Origin of the sequence: Streptomyces sp. NPDC005866 (genome assembly GCF_040629895.1) — a bacterium.
Lineage (GTDB): Bacteria > Actinomycetota > Actinomycetes > Streptomycetales > Streptomycetaceae > Streptomyces.
The window spans coordinates 47,197-65,424 of the sequence record NZ_JBEXWP010000026.1; the positions used below are offsets into that span (position 1 = coordinate 47,197).

Consider the following 18,228-nt stretch of genomic DNA (forward strand, 5'->3'; position numbering starts at 1 on the left):
GGCCGCACCGACGGACAGTCCGTCCGCATCCACCCCACCGGCTGGGACATTGCTGTCCCCGACCCGCAGGAGGTGTGCTGGAGGCGCACCCAGCTCACCGGCGAACTCCCGCTGCCGGTCAAGAACACGGACGGCAAGGGCATCGATCTGCTGCTGAGGCTGTGCAACTTCGCCATCGCCGAGACCGAGTGCCTGGCCATCGCGTGACTGGTCGGCTGCCTCGGTCCGTCCGTGCCGGTCCCCGCGCCGTTCCTCACCGGCCCGCAGAGCGCGGGTAAATCCACCAGCGGCCGGATGCTCGTACAGATCATCGAGGGCATGACCGGTGACCTGCGACGTGCCCCGAAGGACGAAGAGAACCTGCTCGCGGCCGTCACTGCGTCACGGGGCGCCCGAAAACGGCAGATGACCTGCGCATACAGCCGTGACGGACAGCCTGCGTCACCGGTGACGCACGCCCACGCTCTGCGTCACCCAAAACCCGCAGGTCAGAAGCCTGAATGACGCAGGTGACGCGGTGACGCAGAAATCCACACCTCGGACACACGCGGAGTCCGAGAAACCCCGAAGCCAACGCGACTCAACCTCTGAGGACCCCATGAGCCGAACGCGTTCCGCTCAACCCGACCCCCGCGCCACCCTCCGCAGCGGTCTCCCCGACCGGTACCTCACTCCCGACGACACGCCGAGATCTTCGGCGTCCCCCTCGAAACCGTCTACCAGTGGCGCAGGAAGCGCACCGGTCCTCCCGGCTTCCGCCTCGGTAAGCACGTTCGCTACGACCCCGCCGAAGTGGGGGCCTACGTCACCCAGCTCAAGAACGTTGACCGCGTCGCGGCCTGACGCAGCCTCACACACCGTCAGGGGTGGCCGTTGAACGGCCGCCCCTGCTCCATGCTGGGAAAGGACTCCGCCTCTTATGGCTGGCAGCATCCAAGACCGTTGGTATAGGACCGAGACCAACGGCGACGGCAAAACCGTCGACCCGGGGCTGACGCTGAAGGTGTACGCGCACCTCATGCCCAGTAGCCGGGACCGCGCCCGGAGCGCCATCGGTCGCGCGCTCCGGCCTCGGGATCCGGGGTGCTGAGGGCCCACAGTGGGCCCAGGCCGTGAAAACGCCCCCGACTCGCGCCGTATGCGCAGGTCGGGGGCATGATCGCAAAGGCTACTTCTTCTTGCCCTGGTTCTTGACCGCCTCGATTGCTGCCGCCGCTGCCTGCGGGTCGAGGTAGCGGCCGCCCGGGGTCACCGGCTTGAAGTCGGCGTCGAGTTCGTAGTAGAGGGGGATGCCCGTCGGGATGTTCAGGCCCGCGATGTCGGCGTCCGAGATGCCGTCGAGGTGCTTGACCAGCGCGCGCAGGCTGTTGCCGTGGGCGGCGACCAGGACCGTGCGGCCGGTGAGGAGGTCGGGGACGATGCCGTCGTACCAGTACGGGAGCATGCGGATGACGACGTCCTTGAGGCACTCCGTGCGGGGACGCAGCTCCGGGGGGATCGTCGCGTAGCGGGGGTCGTTCGCCTGGGAGTACTCGGAGTCGTCCGGCAGCGGGGGCGGCGGGGTGTCGTACGAGCGGCGCCAGAGCATGAACTGCTCCTCGCCGAACTCGGCCAGCGTCGCCGCCTTGTCCTTGCCCTGGAGCGCGCCGTAGTGGCGCTCGTTCAGGCGCCAGCTGCGGTGGACCGGGATCCAGTGGCGGTCGGCCGCTTCGAGGGCGAGCTGTGCGGTGCGGATCGCCCGCTTCTGGAGCGAGGTGTGGACAACGTCCGGGAGCAGGTCGGCGTCCTTCAGGAGTTCACCGCCGCGGACTGCCTCCTTCTCGCCCTTCTCGTTGAGGTTGACGTCCACCCAGCCGGTGAACAGGTTCTTCGCGTTCCACTCGCTCTCGCCGTGGCGGAGGAGGATCAGCTTGTACGGTGCGTCGGCCATGGGTCAGAGCGTAATCCACGTGTTCGGGGCAGGGTGCCGGCGCCCGGAGGGCGTCCCAGACGTCGGACAGTTGACTGCTTTTGTTAATTGAGTGGCTCAGGTGAGCGAGGCGAAAGTAAGGTCCACTCATTCGTTGCGTCGCTTACGCCTTGCTCTGGGGGAGCCATGCCGTCCGTCGTCCTGCGGCGCGCCGTCCGGGAGACCGTCTCCGGTCTGCCCCGTGAGTTCTGGTGGCTGTGGACCAGCACCCTCGTCAACCGGCTGGGCGCCTTCGTCGCCACGTTCATGGCCCTGTATCTGACGCTGGACCGGGGGTACAGCGCGTCGTACGCCGGGCTTGTCGCCTCCCTGCACGGGTTGGGCGGGGTGGTCTCCGCCCTGGGCGGCGGGGTGATGGCCGACCGGCTCGGGCGGCGGCCGACCCTGCTTCTCGCCCAGGGCTCCACCGCGGGGGCCGTCGCGCTGCTCGGCTTCGTGCACGATCCCGTCGCCATCGCCGCCGTCGCCTTCCTCGTCGGCATGGCCTCCAACGCCTCCCGGCCGGCCGTGCAGGCGATGATGGCCGACATCGTGCGGCCCGAGGACCGGGTGCGGGCGTTCTCGCTGAACTACTGGGCCATCAATCTCGGCTTCGCCGTGTCGTCCATGGCGGCCGGGTTCATCGCCGAGGTCAGCTATCGCGCCGGATTTCTGATCGAGGCCGGGATGACCGCCGTCTGTGCCGTCCTGGTCTTCGTCAAGCTGCCCGAGTCACGGCCGGAGCGCGGCGCCCAGGAGGTCGCCAAGGACGGCGAGGTCAGCCTGGGCAGCGTGGTGCGTGACGGGCGGTACATGGCCGTCGTCGGGCTGTCCTTCCTCGTCGCCCTGATCTTCCAGCAGGGGTCCGTCGGGCTGCCGGTGGCTATGGGGGAGGCCGGGTTCTCGCCTGCCGACTACGGCATGGCGATCGCCGTCAACGGGGTGCTGATCGTCGTGCTTCAGATCCCGGTCACCCGGGTCATCGAGCACCGTGACCCGCGGTCCCTGCTCGTCGTGTCGTCCCTCCTCGCGGGGTACGGGTTTGGGCTCACCGCTTTCGCCGGGTCCGTCGGCGTCTTCGCGCTCACCGTGTGCGTGTGGACCCTCGCAGAGATCGTCAACGCGCCGACCCAGACGGGGCTGGTGGTGCGGCTCTCGCCGGTGCACGGTCGGGGGCGCTATCAGGGGATGTACACGCTGTCCTGGTCCGCCGCCGCGCTCATCGCGCCGCTGATGTCCGGTGTCGTCATCGACCGGTTCGGGGCGCGGTGGCTGTGGGGGGTGTGCGCGGTCGTGGGGACGGCGGCGGCTTTCGGGTACGGCGTTCTCATGCGGCGACTGCCGGGTGAGACCGCCCCGGTGACGAAGGCGACGGGTGCGGCCGAGGCAGGGGTGCGGGCCTGACGCCCGAAGCGGCCGAGCCCCTGCCCTGGGAGGGGCAGGGGCTTGCCAGGCAACAAGCAACAAGCAACAAGCAACAAGTGTCAGCCCGCGCCTGACGACCGCCGCCGCTACCGCTGCCACGCTGCTGAATCTGATGAGTCACATGGCAGTCAGATGCGTCATTCGCCAGGAAAGGGGGCGGGTGTGATGATCGGACCACCCGGTCACGCCGTGCGATTCCTTCGGTCGGCCGAGCCGAACGCACACCCGGCACCTCAGGGGTGCATCCGCGCCCCCTTCAGCACCTTGTCCACCCCGTTGCGCGGCCCGTACACCGCGAGCCCCACCAGATCCAGCTCCACCGTGGGGACGGCACGCACCGCCGCGCGGTTGTCGCGGTCGTTGCCGGTCGCGAACAGGTCCGCGGTGAAGACCGCGCGGGGCAGGGCCCGGCTCAGCGCCCGCTCGTGCGCGGCCTTCAGCGTCTCCTTCGTCCCCTCGAAGACCAGCACCGGCTGCCGGAACATCGGCAGGTACGCCACCCCGTCAGCGTCCTGGTACGGCTCCCCGACCACCTCGGGAACCGTCGGGCCCAGGCCGCTGACCAGGAACGCGGTGACGTTCAGCCGCTGCCACGGCTCCAGGTCCGTGCGCAGCAGCACGGCGATCTTCGTGTCGAAACGGACGGGGTCGGCATTCAAGGGTGTCGCGGTAACCATGGACTGAGACTGCCGATCGTCGTACGGCTTCGTCTTGTACGTTCTTTGCATGGCCGCCCGGCAGCATGTCACGGAGGAAGTCACCGCCTGGCGCCCGCGTGTCCCGGGCGTCACCGAGGTCTTCCACGCGCACTTCACCGAGTACGCCTATCCGATGCACGTCCATGACGCCTGGACGCTGCTCATCGTGGACGACGGCGCCGTACGGTACGACCTCGAACGGCATGAGCACGGCACCCCGGACGACACGGTCTCGCTGCTCCCTCCGCATGTGCCGCACAACGGCTCCCCCGCCACCGCGGACGGCTTCCGCAAGCGCGTGGTGTACCTGGACGGCACCCTCCTCGGGGACGAGCTCATCGGCGCGGCCGTCGACGGTCCCGACCTGCGCGACCCGCTGCTGCGGCGGCGCGTCGGCCAGCTGCACGCCTCCCTGGGCCGCCCCGGCGACGAGCTGGAGGCCGAGAGCCGGCTCACCCTCATCGGCGAGCGGCTGCGCGGCCTGCTCCGCCCCCGGCGGACGGCATCGCCAAGGCCTGCTGATCCGGCCCTCGCCGGCGCCCTCCGCGAACTCCTCGACGAGCGCGTCGCCGACGGGCTCGCCCTGGAGGAGGCCGCGCGGCTGCTGCACGCCCATCCCGCCCACCTCGTACGGGCGTTCAGCGGCGCGTACGGCATCGCCCCGCACCAGTACCTGATGTCCCGCCGGGTCGGCCGCGCCCGCCGGCTGCTGCTCGACGGCGTCCCACCCGGCGAGACGGCCGCCGCGACCGGCTTCTTCGACCAGGCCCATCTCAACCGGCACTTCAGGAAGCTGGTGGGGGTGACCCCGGGGCGCTACCGGGGCAGCGCCCGCTGAGCCTCGTACAGGTTGCGTGGCCGTACCGCGTCCCATGTGCCGTACAGCTCCAGGCGGGAATGCAGGTCGCCGGTGAAGTCCGGTACGTCGATCTGGTCGAACTCCGTCACCTCGTTCAGGCCGACCGTGGCGGAGTACGGGGCGAGGCCGTCGAGCTTCATCAGGCCCGCACGGCCGTTGGTCACGCGGACGTTCCAGTGCGTGAACCGGGCTCCGAACAGCGGTCCCGCGTTGGCGTCGCCGCCGTGGCGGCCGTTGTTGTTCACCGTGATGTCGGTGCGGACGTCGGCGAAGGGCAGGCCGCGGTGGGAGTCGAAGGTGCCCATCCGCATATCGCCGCGCGACCACACGTTGTACGACGACAGACCCTCGACGTTGATGCCGTGGAGCTGGGTGTCGGAGGGGGCCGGGACCGTGCGCTGTTCGATCGTGAAGTCCTCGATCAGGTTGTCGTGGGAGCCCTCGCGGCAGAAGTAGGGGTGGTGTTCGCCCCGGCCGCCGACCCGGGTGCGGCGCAGGGTGCAGGCGGAGGCGGCGACCAGGCCGAAGCCGTTGTCGACGTTGCGGACCGTGACGTCGTCCACCCAGCAGTCGTAGGCGCATTGCAGGACGACCCCGTTGTAGCCCTTGTCGAGGAGGTGCGGGGACTGCGGGGTCTCGACCACGTCCAGGGTCAGGCCCTCGACTCCGGCTCCGGTCAATTCCCTTACGTGACTGGTGAACTGGGGGTTCCATTCGGGGCGCAGGTCCACTGGAAGCGGGCGCTCCAGTGTCACCCTGTTGCCCCGCACGGCCGTGATGCGGACGGGCCATTCGTAGGGGAGGTACGACAACAGCTTTGTCTTGTCCTCCCAGTAGTACGCGGCCGGGCCCGGGGCGCCGCCCGACATGTGCTGGAGGAGGGTGTGGGCGGTGTCGTCGGCGACGCGGAGGAGGACCAGGCGGCCGGGGTGCAGCCGGGAGGGGTCGGTGACGGTGACCGTCCCGTCGCCCTGGCGGGCGGGGGCGACCGGGGTCAACTGCTCCCACTCGTCCCGCTTGTTGCCGGTCCAGCCCTCGAACGGCCAGGCCCGCGCCGTGATGGCGGCGGTCAATGAGTCCCAACGGGCCTTGGGGGCAAGCCAGATCAGGCCGCCCGCCCAGGACCACGCCGACTTCGTACCGCCGTAACGGGAGCCGTACGGCCCGATCAGCTCGGTGAGGTTCTTCGTCGCGTACAGCGTCGTACGGCCGCTGCCGGCGCCGCGCAGCACCACGTTGTCGTAGGCGAGGTGGATCAGGCCGTCGATGCGGAAGGTGCCGGGCGGGATGGTGACCGTGCCACCGCCGGCCCTGGCGGCAGCGGCGATGGCACGGTTGATAGCGGGGGCGCAGTCGGTGACGCCGTCGGACACGGCGCCGTACCCGCGGACGTCGGCCACCACCGGAAGGCGGCGGATCCGTGCCGCCCCGGCGCGGCCGACGTACGGGATCTGCGGGTGGGTGAAGGGGGTGCGGGTGAACTCCCGCCAGAGGGACGGGACTTCGTCGCCCGATGCCTCGGCCGTGCCGCCCGCGACGGCGGTCGCGGCGACCGCCGTGGCGCCGGCGAGGAGGCTCCGTCTCGTCATGCCGTGGTGCGCGGTGCTCATTCCGTACGTCCTTCCCATGCGGCTTTTCATGGTTGTGAACGACGTTCATAGTTGCGTTGGGCGCGAGCATGCCACCAGCCCCCGTCGCCTCGAAAGAGTCGTGCAGGGGTCAATCAGGTACGGACCTGAAGTCAGTCAGCGGGGCGTTCGATCAGGTGCGTGAACGCGTCCAGATTGCGGGTCGACTCGCCCCGGGACACCCGCCACTCGTACTCCTTGCGGATCGCGGAGGCGAAGCCCAGCTCCAGCAGCGTGTTGAAGGCGCCGTCCGCGGCCTCCAGGACCTGGCCGAGGAGGCGGTCGATCTCGTCGGGAGTCACGGAGGCGAGCGGGAGCCGGGCGGTGACGTAGATGTCACCGAGGCGGTCGACGGCGTAACCGACGCCGTACAGCCTGAGGTTGCGCTCCAGGAGCCAGCGGTGGACGGCCGGTTCGTTCTCGTCGGGGTGCCGGATCACGAAGGCGTTCAGCGAGAGGGAGTGGCGGCCGGCCAGGAGGGAGACGGTCGTCTTCAGCTTGCGGGTGCCGGGGAGCTGTACGACGTAGTTGCCGGGTCCGGGGCTCTCCCACTCCAGTTCGGCGTCCTTCAGGACACCCTCGATGACCTGTGCGGCCTTGTCCACATCACCCATGGAGCGAGCGTACGTGACGGCGGTGGGACTGGGTGGCGGCCATGTAGACGTCGGCGGTTGCGGCGGCCGCGGTGTCCCAGCCGAAGGACTGGGCGTGCCGGGCGGCCGCGTTGCCGAACCGGTCCGCGAGGGACGGGTCGTCGGCGAAACGGCACAGCACGCGCGCGTAGTCGGCGGGATCGTGGCCGCGCACCAGGAAGCCGGTCTCGCCGTCCCGTACGGCCACGGGCAGACCGCCGACCGAGGCGGCGAGCACGGGGGTGCCGGCCGCCTGCGCCTCTATCGCCACCAGGCCGAAGGACTCGCTGTAGGACGGCATGACCAGCACGGAGGCCGCCCGGAACCAGTCCGCCAGCTGGTCCTGGCCGACCGGCGGGCGGAACCGGACGACATCGGCGACACCCAGCCGCGCGGCCAGCTTCTGCAGGCCCTCCGGCTTGGCGAGACCGCTGCCGCTGGGGCCGCCGACGACCGGTACGACGATCCGGGAGCGGAGTTCGGGCCGCTCGTCGAGGAGGACGGCCACGGCCCGGAGCAGTACGTCGGGGGCCTTGAGCGGCTGGATGCGGCCCGCGAAGAGCGGGATCAGCGCGTCCTGCGGGAGGTCCAGGCGGGCGCGGGCGGCCGCGCGGCCGTCGGCGGGACGGAAGCGTTCCAGGTTCACGCCGGGATGGACGACGGCGACCTTGGCGGGGTCGGCGCTGTAGTGGCGTGCGAGGTCGTCGGCCTCTTCGGAGGTGTTCGCGATGAGGCGGTCGGCCGCGGCCACGATCTGGGTCTCGCCGATCACGCGGGCGGCGGGCTCCGGAGTGTCGCCGTCGGCCAGGCTGGCGTTCTTGACCTTGGCCATGGTGTGCATGGCGTGCACGAGGGGGACGCCCCAACGCTGGGCGGCGAGCCAGCCGACGTGGCCGGAGAGCCAGTAGTGCGAGTGGACGAGGTCGTAGTAGCCGGGGCGGTGACCGGCCCAGGCCTGCATCACGCCGTGCGTGAAGGCGCACAACTGGGCCGGCAGGTCCTCCTTGGCGAGGCCCTCGTAGGGGCCGGCGTCGACGTGCCGGACGAGGACGCCGGGGGCCAGTTCGACGGTCGGCGGGAGGCCGCCGGAGGTGGCCCGGGTGAAGATCTCGACGTCGATGTTGATCGCGGCGAGGCGCTGCGCGAGCTCGACGATGTAGACGTTCATGCCGCCGGCGTCGCCGGTGCCTGGCTGGTGGAGCGGTGAGGTGTGCACGGAGAGCATGGCGACGCGGCGGGGCCGGCGGCTCCGGAGAAGCCGAGCAGCAGACGACGGGGAGCGGCGCCCGAGCCTGCTGACGTACTGGCTCACGTGGCGGTCCTCCTTGTTGCGGGCATGCCGGTGGGAGGGTGTGCGGTTCCCTCTGGGAGTGCAACGCGGAGGGGTGGATTCCCATTCCGGGGGCTGGGGTTTTTACCGTGGCATTACCTATGGTCGCTCAACCGTTCGAGGGCGGGATGCGTAGGGGTGGTTCCGTGGCGGACGCGGCGCGGGCGGGTGGGGACTGGTGGCGGCTGGTCCCGCACGCGCGGCGGCAGCCACAGCGGGACACGGTCCCGCGCCCCTTACGGGGCGCTTTACTCTCGTAGGCATGAATGCCCGCGCCGCCCGCCCCGTGGGAACGGTGACGCGCGGGACCACGAACCCCAACCGGCTGCGCCGCATGGACCGGTGGATCGCCGCCACGCACGGCGCCGCGCTGCGTGGTGCCGTCGACCCCGTGACCGTCGACCTCGGGTACGGCGCCGCCCCCTGGACCGCCGTCGAACTGCTCGGCCGGCTGCGTACCGTCGCGCCACGCGTGCGTGTCGTCGGTGTCGAGATCGAGCCCGACCGGGTCGCCGCCGCGAAGCCGTACGAGCGCGAAGGGCTCGTCTTCCGGCACGGCGGGTTCGAGATCCCCGTCCCCGTGCGGCCGTTGCTCATCCGCGCGGCCAATGTGCTGCGGCAGTACGACGAGAGTGAGGTCGCCCCCGTCTGGGCGCGGCTGTGTGCGCGGCTGGCGCCGGGTGGGCTGCTGGTCGAGGGGACCTGCGACGAGATCGGGCGGCGGCATGCGTGGGTCGCGCTCGGGCCCGAGGGGCCCCGGACGGTGACCTTCGCGACCCGGCTCGGCTCCCTGGAACGGCCGTCCGACCTCGCCGAGCGGCTGCCGAAGGCGCTGATCCACCGCAATGTGCCGGGGGAGCCGGTGCACGCGTTCCTGCGGGACTTCGACCGCGCCTGGGCGGCCGCCGCTCCCTACGCGTCGTACGGCTCCCGGCAGCGGTGGATCCGGGCGGTGCGGGATGTCACGGGCGACTGGCCGGTGACGGACTCGGTGGTGCGCTGGCGGCAGGGGGAAGTGACGGTGGCCTGGGGGGCGTTGGCGCCATCGGCCTGATGGTGGCGGACCGGGAACGATCTCGGTGAGTCCTTCGTCACAAAGGCGGGGAGATCGTCATGCTCGAGGGGAAACCGGGGAGGAACCCACCCGCCGTTACCTCTGTCGCTTTGCGGCACGACATGGCACGATCCTGCACGTGTCGTAAGTTACTCACGGTTAATCAGTATTTCTGGGGGGTCGGGTCATGGGACCGGACAAGTACGCGGTCCGGCCGGGTGGGCGCCGCGGGATCCTGGCCGCGGCCGTCACCGTGGTCTGCGCGGTGACCGTACTGGCCGCACCGGGCACGGCGTTCGCGGCACCGAGCCCCACGCCCTCCCCGAGCGCGTCCCCCAGTGTCTCCGTGACTCTCCCGCCCGACAAGGACCTTGAGACCGTACGGAAGAAACTGGACGATCTCTACCATGACGCGGCCGTCGCCACCGACGCGTACAACGCCGCCGAGGAGGCCTCCGCGAAGCAGTCCGCCGAGATCGTCGGGCTGGCCAAGAAGATCGTCAAGGGGCAGCAGAAGCTCGAAGGGCTGAAAGCGCGGGCGGGCCGGGCGGCGGCCGCCCAGTACCGCACCGGCGGGCTGCCGGACAGCGCGAAGCTGCTGCTGAGCGACAACCCCTCGCAGTTCCTTGACGGGGCCGGGCGGGTGCTCCAGGGCGAGCGGGCCACCAAGGGCCTGATCAGAGAACTGGCCCAGACCCAGCAGGATTTGAAGCAGTACGCGGCAGACGCGGCCGCCCAGTGGAACGAGCTGGAGGCCGGCCGCAAGGCGAAGGCCGCCGCCAAGAAGAAGATCACGGAGCGGATCGCCGCCGCCGAGAAGCTCCAGTCGAACCTGGAGAGGAAGCAGAAGCAGCGGCTCGCCGAGCTGGAGCGGGAGGCCGCCTACAAGGCGCAGACCGCCTGGCTGCACACCGGGATACTCGGCGCGACCCACGGCAAGGCGACCGCGGCGGGCGAGAAGGCGGTCGCGTTCGCCACCGCCCAGATCGGCAAGCCGTATGTGTGGGGCGCGGAGGGCCCGGACTCGTACGACTGCTCCGGACTGACCTCCCAGGCCTGGGCGAGCGCCGGCAAGCCGATCCCGCGCACCTCGCAGGAGCAGTGGAAACAGCTCAAGCACATCGACGTCAAGGACATGCGCCCCGGCGACCTGATCATCTACTTCGACGACGCCAGCCATGTCGCCCTGTACATCGGTGACGGCGCGATCATCCAAGCCCCGCGCCCGGGGCGGACGGTGTCGATCGGCGGCGCCGGGACGATGCCGGTCCTCGGAGTGGTGCGGCCGGACGCCTGAGCACCCCCTTTGGGTGTGATGTACCTTTCGTGAGCTGCCTCATGTGACCCAGTGCACGTCAACAGCCGTTGAAACCCCGGCACCACGTGACCTTCGTCATCCCCGCCGGGCGGCCTTCTTGTCCAACTGCGTTACGTCGCACGGCATATGCCAACGGCTTGCCACAGAGCGACGCGGCTCACACCATTCCGTTGCGGCGGCCACTACCGCTATGGTCCCCGTCGGGTGGGTCGAGGTCCCTCGCCCCGCCATGCCCTCGGGGGGAGGGAAGGACCCAACACGATGCCCGTACCCGTACCGCGGCAGAGAGCGATCCCGGCCGTGGAGAGTGGTCAGGCGCCGGCCGCCATGCCCGCACAGGGCAGCGGCCCCCTCAAGGAAGAGGCCAACCGCACGGAAGCCGTCGCCCCCAACAGCGGCGGCACCACTCTCACCATGCTGCTGATCGAGGACGATCCGGCCGGTTCGCCGATCCTGCCCGAGTTGCGGGACGCGTCCGGCAACTCGATCCGCGTCCGCACCGCCCGCAACCTCACCGAGGCCGAGCGGCTGCTGACCGACGACGTCCACTGCATCCTGCTGGACCTGGCGCTGCCGGCGCCCGGCCGCGCCGACGACGACGCCGACGAGCTCGCCGTGCTCAAGCACGTGCTCAAGCTCGCGCCCCGGCACGCCGTGCTCGCGCTCACCGCCTCCGGTGACGCCGAGCGCGGCGCCGAGGCCGTGCGCGTCGGCGCGCAGGACTACCTCTTCCGGGACGAGCTGGACGGCCGGCTGCTGAGCCGCGCCATCCGGTACGCCGTCGAGCGCAAACGCTCCCTCGCGGTCGAGCGCAAGCTCGCCGAGGGACACATGCGTGCGCAGGAGAACCGCCGCCTTGAGCGGGGCCTGCTGCCCACGCCACTCCTGGACGGCTCCTCGCTGCGCTTCGCCGCCCGCTACCGCCCCGGCCGCTCCCGCGCGCTGCTCGGCGGTGACTTCTACGACACCGTGCGCACGCCCGACGGGACGGTGCACGCGATGATCGGTGACGTCTGCGGGCACGGCCCCGACGAGGCCGCGCTCGGCGTGGAGCTGCGGATCGCCTGGCGTGCGCTTACCCTGGCGGGGCTGTGCGGCGACGAGCTGCTGGGCACGCTCCAGGAGGTGCTGGAGCACGAGCGCTCCGACGAGGAGATCTTCGCGACGCTCTGCACGGTCGACATAGCGCCGGACGGGCGCCGGGCCGGGCTGTGCCTGGCCGGGCATCCGGCACCGCTGATCGCCCGGCCCGGGCGGCCGGCGGAACTGCTGCCGTACGACAACAACGGGCCGGCGCTGGGGCTGCTGCGGGGGGCTCGCTGGCCCCGGATGCAGGTGGAGCTGGGCGCCGAGTGGAGCCTGATGCTCTACACCGACGGCCTGATCGAGGGGCGGGTGGGCTCGGGTGGGGAGCGGCTCGGTCAGGAAGGGATGGTCGAGATGGTGCGCCGACAGCTGGCCGAGGGGCTGAGCGGGGAGGCGTTGCTGCGGGCGGCGATGAACGAGGTGCGGGAGATGAACGGGGGCGAGCTGACGGACGACGTCGCCCTGGTGCTCTTGGACCGGCGGGCTTGACCGGCTTGACCGGCTGCTCGCCGTAGGGGCGCGGGCGCTGTCGTAGGCGGCCGGGCGGGCCGATGCGGATGGCCGGTGCGGCTGGCGGCGTCAGGCGGCGGAGCCGCATCTCGATTCAGCCACGCGCCTTTCGGGTGGCGCGTGTCAGCGGGCGCGGCCAGCGGATGGCGCGCGTCAGCGGGAGCGCTGCGCTCAGTGGGCGCTTCTCACCAGGCGCGCCTCAGCAGGCACGCCCTCGCGATGAATCACCGTCCGCCGTTGTACGGGCCGTACGGACCGTCGCTGCTGCTGCCGCGGCCACGGCGGCCGAAGCCGCCTCCCGAGACCTGCCTGAGGGCCGGGCGGACGTCGACGAAGAAGACGATCGTGGCGACCAGGCCCGCCAGCTGGAGGAAGAGCATGGGCACCAGGAGGTTCACCGCGACCGTGATACCGAGGATGATCAGCCAGAAGCCCTTGTTCTTCTTGTTCGCGGCCCGGTACGCGTCGTCCCGGAAGAGCGTGGCCATGACGAGCGCCACCACCGCGAGAACCAACATGGCGAGGTAGAGCAGCCCCAGGAAACTTGAGAAGCCCTGCATCAGCACAACGTCCACCACCCGTTTCGGCTTGTTCTTACGCGGTCACCGTACCCGCTGGGGCGTTCCCCGCTACACCGACAACGGGCCGGACACCCGAGGAGTGCCCGGCCCGTGCGTTCCGTCGCCCTGCCGGTTACTTGGCCGGCGGGGTGGTCTTCTTGATCGGGGTGGCCTTGCGGGGCGCCGGGGCCTTCTTGGCGGCCGGGGCCGCCTTCTTCACCATCGCGGTCGGCTTGGCCTCGGCGGCCTTCGGCTCCTCCGCCTTCTGCTCGCCGCTCTTGACCTCGACCGGCTCGGGCTTGCCCTCGACGACGATGGCCAGGTCCTCGATCTCTTCGGCGGCATCGCCGCGCCAGGTCTTCACGGCCTGCTCGCCGTGCTCGGCGACCTTCTCGTACGTCTCGCGGGCCTTGACGGCGTACTCGGCGGCCACGCCGACCTGGCGCAGGGCGAAGTCCTGGGCGGACTCGCCGAGCTTCTTGAGGTCGCCGTCGAGGGAGACGATGAAGCCGTTGACCTTGGCCTGGAGGCTGGCCTGTGCCTCCTTGGCCTTGGCACCGGCCTCCTTGGCGCGGCCGGCGGCCTTCTCCTGCACGGCCTTCGGGTCGGCCTTGCGGACGGCCTCGATACGGGCCGGGGCCTCGGCACGCAGCTGCTCGACCAGGCTGGGGACCTTCTTGGCCTGCTGGAAGGCGAGGTCGGCGGTACCGGCGGCGAAGTAGAGCGGGGTCGGGTCGCTGAGGGTCTTGCGCAGGTCGTCGCTGATGGCCATGGTGATGGTCCTCCCGGATTCACGTTCGGCTGAGGGTTTTGTGGTCCGCGGCGAGGCGGTCGGCGTGCTTGGCCGGCTCATCCGGCCGTCCGTCGCGGATCGGTCTCGTTGTCGGCGTCACTTTCGGTGTCGCTGCCGGCCTCGCTGCCGGCGGCACCCGCGTTCTCCTCGCCCGATCCGAAGCCGTTCTCTTTCCGGAACGACTCGTAGATCTGAAGCAGCACCTGCTTCTGCCGCTCGTCGAGGGAGGGGTCTGCGAGGATGACCGCGCGGGTCTCGACCTCGTTCAGATCCCGCTCGGCGTCGAGGATGCCGGCACGGACGTACAGGGTCTCGGCGGAGATCCGCAGGGCCTTGGCGACCTGCTGGAGCACCTCCGCGCTCGGCTTGCGCAGCCCGCGCTCGATCTGGCTCAGGTACGGATTGGACACCCCGGCGGCATCGGCGAGCTGCCTGAGCGACAGTTGCGCGTTGCGCCGCTGTTCGCGCAGATACTCACCGAGATTGCCGACGTTGAGCGATGCCATACCTCCACCCTGCCCCACCCTCGCTAACAATTGCAAGCACTCGCTTGCAAAAGTGTGCCGCACCATACCCGGACGGCCGAGCCCGAGCACGATCGGTGTCGTATGCACGCGATCGCCTACGGCGCGGTAGCCCCACCACCCTCTCCCCACTCCCGGCGGCGCTGTCCGCGCCGGTGCACCAGGGCCTGCTCGGCGTCTACGTCCCGAGCGCGTGCGCGGGCTGCTGGTGTGCGGCTCGACCGCACGCCCGCGCGGCTGGAAGGGGCTCGGCTACACCGCTGCCGCGCGCATCGACGAGCGCCGGAGCGAGGAGCGCAGCGCCGAGGTGGACGCCCGCCTCTTCCGCTGCCAGGCCACCCCCGAGTGCGCCGAGGCCGTCATCGCCGGCGGCTTCGCCCGGCATGCCTTCGGCGAGGCCGTCCGGGAGCTGCGCCGCGTGGACGTCCTCGACCCGGCCGCCCGCCTGCGGGTCCCGACCCGGTTCGTCAACGGACGCCGTGACGTCCTCTTCCGCCTGGCGGAACAGGCCGTGCGCGGCGGCGGCACACCCGCCCACCTCGCGCACGCCACAGGCGACCGCCTCTTCCCCCTGCAGGACCCGGACGCCTTCGCCGACCTGGTCCGCAACGCCCATGTGCGGCAGCTCGCCAACTGACACCCAGCCACGCCCCGGCCTGTCAGCCATGAGCCGTCAGCCAAGCCCGCAGCGCCCCGAAGTCCGCGTCCGTCAAACCGAACTCGTGGTCGACCCGGTGCAGCAGGGCCGGCCTGTGATGGTGGGTGGCGACCCAGGCGCGGTCGGCCTCGGTGATCTCGTCGTCGATCCACATGAACGGCCGCTCCCCCGCCCACGCCACCAGCGGCCGGGTCTTCCAGTGCAGCAGGGCGGGCGGCTCGTCCTCGTCCGGCCATTCCACGACGGGCAACGGGGGCAGGCCCAGCCAGCGGGCGACGCAGGTGTTGGCGTCGTCCATCCAGGTGGTGGCCCAGACGAGCTGACAGCCGAGTGCGGCGAGGCGCGGGCCCAGCGCCGGGTCGATGCGGTTGAGCAGCGGGTTCGACGGGGCGTAGGCGGTCTCGTAGAGCGGGTACGGGCGGCTCGCCGGGGCGCCGAAGGGGATGAGGGGGCCGTCTATGTCGAGGAAGAGGAGCATCGGGGACAGGATCCCTCAGAACGGCAGCGGCCTCGCGTGGATCACGTCCAGCCGCGACACCGCCCGGGTCAGCACCACGTACAGCCTGTGCAGCCCGCGTTCCTCCGCCTCCGCCACCGCCGCCGGTTCCACCGCCACCACATGGTCGTACTCCAGGCCCTTGACCATGCTCGCCGGGACCACGGCCACCCTGGCGCCGAGCTGGTCGGCCTCGGCCGGGTCGATGCCCGCGGCGGTGAGAGCGGCGCGCACCTCGGCCACCTGCGCGTCCGCCGCCACGACCCCCACCGATCCCTCGTGCGCCAGGGCCTCCCGTACCGCGGTGACGGTGGTGGCAGGAACGTCCCGCGTCGGCCGGACGGTGAGCTCTCCGTCCGCGCGGTGGGACCTGGCCGGGGGCACGTCCGTGCCCAGGCGCTCGAGCAGCCGGTTCGTCAGGTCCACGACCGCCGCCGGGACGCGGAACCCCGTGGTGAGCGGGACGACGGTCGCGTCCGGTTTGCCCAGGTGGCGCAGTACGGTGTCCCAGCTCCGCGCCGACCAGGGCGTGGTGGCCTGCGCCAGGTCACCGAGGACGGTGAGGGAGCCGAAGACGGCCCGCCGGGCGATCGCCCGGCACTCCATGGGAGACAGGTCCTGGGCCTCGTCGACGACGACATGGCCGTAGCCCTCGGGGTGTTCGACGAGTCCCGCGACCTCGTCGAGGAGGACCAGGTCGGCGGGTGACCAGCGGGCGGACTTGTAGGAGCGCGGCGGCCGGAGCCGGCGCAGGGCCTGTTGTTCGCAGGGGTCGAGGAGCCCCTCGGCGGCCCGCGCCAGCGCCTCGCCGTCCGTGAGGAGTTCGGCCAGCACCTCCTCGGGGCGCACCTTCGGCCAGAGGATGTCGAGGCAGGCGCTCATCGCGCGCGACCGTTCGAGACGGCGGGTCCAGGCGGCCGGCTGAGGCCCGGCCCGCCGTTCGGCCTGGAGCTGTACGGCCCGCATCGCCCGCCCCCGCACCCGCTCGCGCCCGACGGCGTACGGCGGTTCCTCGCGCCGTACCGCCGCGACGATCTCCGTCAGCGCGCCGGCGGACAGCCGCCAGGTGTAGGTGCCGTCGGAGAGGGACAGGGGGTGGACGGCCTCCGTGGGCACCCGGGCGTACAGGGCGCGGCGCAGGACCTCGGCCATCCGGGGGTCGTGCTTGAGCGCGGCGGCCCGGGCGGAGTCGGTGCCGGTGGCCGGGTGGCGGGCGATCTCGTCGTGGAGGGTGGTCTGGCGTACGCCGGTCTCGCCCAGGGCCGGCAGGACCTCCGAGATGTAGGAGAGGAAGGTGCGGTTGGGGCCGAGGATCAGCAGGCCCGAGCGGCGGATGCGCTGGGGGTGGGTGTAGAGGAGGTAGGCGGCGCGGTGCAGGCCGACGGCGGTCTTGCCGGTGCCCGGGGCGCCCTGGATGCAGACGGAGGCGGTGAAGCCGGCGCGCACCAGGTCGTCCTGGTCGGGCTGGATGGTGGCGGCGATGTCCCGCATGGGGCCGACGCGGGGCCGTTCGATCTCCCGGGCGAGGAGGGTGCCGGGGCCGGACTCGCCCTCGGTCAGCCGTTCGTCCTCCCAGCCGGTGAGGTCGGCGGAGTCGCCGCGGCTGCCTGGGGCCCAGCCGAACCGTCGCCGTACCGCGACGCCCTGCGGATCGTCGGGGCCGGCCTGGTAGAAGGCGCGGGAGACGGGGGCCCGCCAGTCGACGACCAGGGGCGGGGCGGTCGGCTCGGCGCTGATCCGCAGCCGGCCGATGCGGTAGCTCTGCCCGGCGTGCTCGCCGGAGTCGAAGTCCAGCTTGCCGAAGAACAGCGGGCCCTGCGGCAGCTCGCGCATCTCCTTGGCCCGGCTGCGCAGCCGGTAGCCGAGGACTTCGGCGTCGGCACCGGAGGCGGAGACGTCCTCGCCGGTGACGACGTGCTCGGCGGCGCCTTCGACCATGCGGGCGAGGGCGGCTCTGCAGGTGTCGTGGTAGGCGCGTTCGCGGTCGAGTTCCTGCTGCATGGGAACAGGGTAAACGAGAAAACGCAACCGAGTTAACTTTTTTCCTCGGCCTCAATCGAGACTCCGTCAGGGCTCGCTCCGTTTTCGCCCGGGCCTCAATCGAGATCCGTCAGGGTCCGCTCCAGCCGGTCGAAGGCCCGCTCCGCCGCCCGCACCGCGTCCGCCCGCACCTCGTCGACCCGCTCCCCCGCCACGATCCGCCGCCAGTTGTCCTGCGCGAGGATCCGCTGTACGGCGATGATCTGGCCGGCGGCGAGCCGGGCGTCCAGGGTGCCGCCGAGGGCCTCGGCGAGCGCGGCCTCGGACCGCTCCAGGTAGGTGTGCTGGCGGGCGACGAGGGTGGTGGTGCTGTTGAGGAGGGTGTGGAAGGCGAGGACCTGGGGGTGGTCGTTGAGGCCGGTGATCGGGTCGTTGCGCCGCAGGCCGTCGAGGAAGTGCCGCCGCAGTACGGCGACGGGTGAGTCCGCCCCGGCGACCAGCCGCGCGGCCTCCGTCTCGTGGTCGGCGATCCGGTGCAGGACAAGGTCCTCCTTGACCGGGAAGTACCGGAACAGCGTCGGCTTGGAGATACCGGCCGCGGCCGCCACCTCGGCGACCGACACCGCGTCGAACCCCTTCGCCAGGAACAGCCGTACGGCGATGTCCGACACGTCCTCGTACATCCGCCGCTTCTTGCGCTCGCGCAGGCCCATCTCACCCATGGGGCCG

The 18,228-nt window shown here is 71.3% G+C and carries 17 protein-coding genes and 2 pseudogenes; 8 read left to right on the forward strand and 11 right to left on the reverse strand.

The features are described from left to right. Together ABZ396_RS31495 and ABZ396_RS31500 are read left to right on the forward strand one after the other, a co-directional pair. Positions 1-375 (forward strand): annotated as a pseudogene (locus ABZ396_RS31495) (ATP-binding protein); the annotation flags it as partial. A 223-nt stretch (positions 376-598) separates the two neighbouring features. Further along, positions 599-843 (forward strand): annotated as a pseudogene (locus ABZ396_RS31500) (helix-turn-helix domain-containing protein). A gap of 325 nt (positions 844-1,168) precedes the next feature. Here ABZ396_RS31500 and ABZ396_RS31505 read toward each other — a convergent pair. Further along, positions 1,169-1,930 (reverse strand): phosphoglyceromutase, encoded by a 762-nt coding sequence (locus ABZ396_RS31505; RefSeq protein ID WP_358918661.1) that lies wholly within the window; start codon positions 1,928-1,930, stop codon positions 1,169-1,171. Between the two features lie 165 nt (positions 1,931-2,095). Here ABZ396_RS31505 and ABZ396_RS31510 point away from each other — a divergent pair, with 165 nt between their 5' ends. After that, positions 2,096-3,352: an MFS transporter gene (locus tag ABZ396_RS31510; RefSeq protein WP_358918659.1), complete on the forward strand. Its 1,257-nt coding sequence runs from the start codon at positions 2,096-2,098 to the stop codon at positions 3,350-3,352. Between the two features lie 254 nt (positions 3,353-3,606). On the opposite strand, the gene ABZ396_RS31515 is transcribed toward ABZ396_RS31510, so the two are convergent. Continuing rightward, positions 3,607-4,101: a DUF2000 domain-containing protein gene (locus ABZ396_RS31515; RefSeq protein ID WP_358918658.1), complete on the reverse strand. Its 495-nt coding sequence runs from the start codon at positions 4,099-4,101 to the stop codon at positions 3,607-3,609. On the opposite strand from ABZ396_RS31515, the gene ABZ396_RS31520 reads away from it, so the two are divergent. Continuing rightward, positions 4,100-4,909, forward strand: a complete 810-nt coding sequence (locus ABZ396_RS31520) for an AraC family transcriptional regulator (RefSeq protein ID WP_358918656.1) — start codon at positions 4,100-4,102, stop codon at positions 4,907-4,909. The genes ABZ396_RS31515 and ABZ396_RS31520 overlap by 2 nt on opposite strands. On the opposite strand, the gene ABZ396_RS31525 is transcribed toward ABZ396_RS31520, so the two are convergent. The 3 genes from ABZ396_RS31525 to mshA form a co-directional block, all read right to left on the reverse strand. After that, positions 4,888-6,540 (reverse strand): glycosyl hydrolase family 28-related protein, encoded by a 1,653-nt coding sequence (locus ABZ396_RS31525; protein WP_358918654.1) that lies wholly within the window; start codon positions 6,538-6,540, stop codon positions 4,888-4,890. The two genes, ABZ396_RS31520 and ABZ396_RS31525, sit on opposite strands and share 22 nt — an antisense overlap. A gap of 131 nt (positions 6,541-6,671) precedes the next feature. Continuing rightward, a complete protein-coding gene (locus ABZ396_RS31530; protein ID WP_358918652.1) occupies positions 6,672-7,172 on the reverse strand; it encodes a YbjN domain-containing protein in 501 nt (166 codons plus the stop codon). Then, positions 7,165-8,502, reverse strand: a complete 1,338-nt coding sequence (gene mshA / locus ABZ396_RS31535; RefSeq protein ID WP_358918651.1) for a D-inositol-3-phosphate glycosyltransferase — start codon at positions 8,500-8,502, stop codon at positions 7,165-7,167. The genes ABZ396_RS31530 and mshA overlap by 8 nt, the downstream gene beginning before the upstream one ends. A 280-nt stretch (positions 8,503-8,782) precedes the next feature. On the opposite strand from mshA, the gene ABZ396_RS31540 reads away from it, so the two are divergent. The 3 genes from ABZ396_RS31540 (at position 8,783) to ABZ396_RS31550 (ending at position 12,467) form a co-directional block, all read left to right on the forward strand. Continuing rightward, positions 8,783-9,574, forward strand: coding sequence for a class I SAM-dependent methyltransferase (locus tag ABZ396_RS31540; protein ID WP_358918649.1), 792 nt, complete (start codon positions 8,783-8,785; stop codon positions 9,572-9,574). 187 nt (positions 9,575-9,761) lie between these two features. Further along, on the forward strand, positions 9,762-10,871 hold the full coding sequence (locus tag ABZ396_RS31545; RefSeq protein ID WP_358918647.1) for a C40 family peptidase: 1,110 nt from the start codon (positions 9,762-9,764) through the stop codon (positions 10,869-10,871). A gap of 282 nt (positions 10,872-11,153) precedes the next feature. Then, positions 11,154-12,467 (forward strand): SpoIIE family protein phosphatase, encoded by a 1,314-nt coding sequence (locus ABZ396_RS31550; protein ID WP_358918645.1) that lies wholly within the window; start codon positions 11,154-11,156, stop codon positions 12,465-12,467. A gap of 245 nt (positions 12,468-12,712) precedes the next feature. Here the strand turns inward: ABZ396_RS31550 and ABZ396_RS31555 are convergent, their stop codons facing one another. From ABZ396_RS31555 to ABZ396_RS31565, 3 genes are all read right to left on the reverse strand, one after another. Beyond that, the gene (locus tag ABZ396_RS31555; protein ID WP_358918738.1) at positions 12,713-13,054 is read right to left on the reverse strand and encodes a DUF2516 family protein; all 342 of its coding nucleotides are present in this window, start codon (positions 13,052-13,054) and stop codon (positions 12,713-12,715) included. Between the two features lie 127 nt (positions 13,055-13,181). Next, complete coding sequence (locus ABZ396_RS31560) at positions 13,182-13,820, reverse strand: hypothetical protein (protein ID WP_358918643.1); 639 nt, start codon at positions 13,818-13,820, stop codon at positions 13,182-13,184. A gap of 77 nt (positions 13,821-13,897) precedes the next feature. Beyond that, positions 13,898-14,347 carry a helix-turn-helix transcriptional regulator gene (locus tag ABZ396_RS31565; RefSeq protein ID WP_358918641.1) on the reverse strand — a complete coding sequence of 150 codons (450 nt, stop codon included), beginning with the start codon at positions 14,345-14,347 and terminating at the stop codon, positions 13,898-13,900. Between the two features lie 211 nt (positions 14,348-14,558). Between ABZ396_RS31565 and ABZ396_RS31570 the strand changes: the two genes are divergently transcribed. Further along, a complete protein-coding gene (locus ABZ396_RS31570) occupies positions 14,559-15,002 on the forward strand; it encodes a hypothetical protein (RefSeq protein ID WP_358918639.1) in 444 nt (147 codons plus the stop codon). Positions 15,003-15,024: 22 nt separating this feature from the next. Here ABZ396_RS31570 and ABZ396_RS31575 read toward each other — a convergent pair whose 3' ends face one another. From ABZ396_RS31575 to ABZ396_RS31585, 3 genes are all read right to left on the reverse strand, one after another. Continuing rightward, on the reverse strand, positions 15,025-15,501 hold the full coding sequence (locus ABZ396_RS31575) for an HAD domain-containing protein (RefSeq protein ID WP_358918637.1): 477 nt from the start codon (positions 15,499-15,501) through the stop codon (positions 15,025-15,027). Between the two features lie 15 nt (positions 15,502-15,516). Beyond that, positions 15,517-17,520: an AAA family ATPase gene (locus ABZ396_RS31580; RefSeq protein WP_358918635.1), complete on the reverse strand. Its 2,004-nt coding sequence runs from the start codon at positions 17,518-17,520 to the stop codon at positions 15,517-15,519. Between the two features lie 95 nt (positions 17,521-17,615). Next, a complete protein-coding gene (locus ABZ396_RS31585) occupies positions 17,616-18,221 on the reverse strand; it encodes a TetR family transcriptional regulator (protein WP_358918633.1) in 606 nt (201 codons plus the stop codon). Positions 18,222-18,228: the final 7 nt, after the last annotated feature.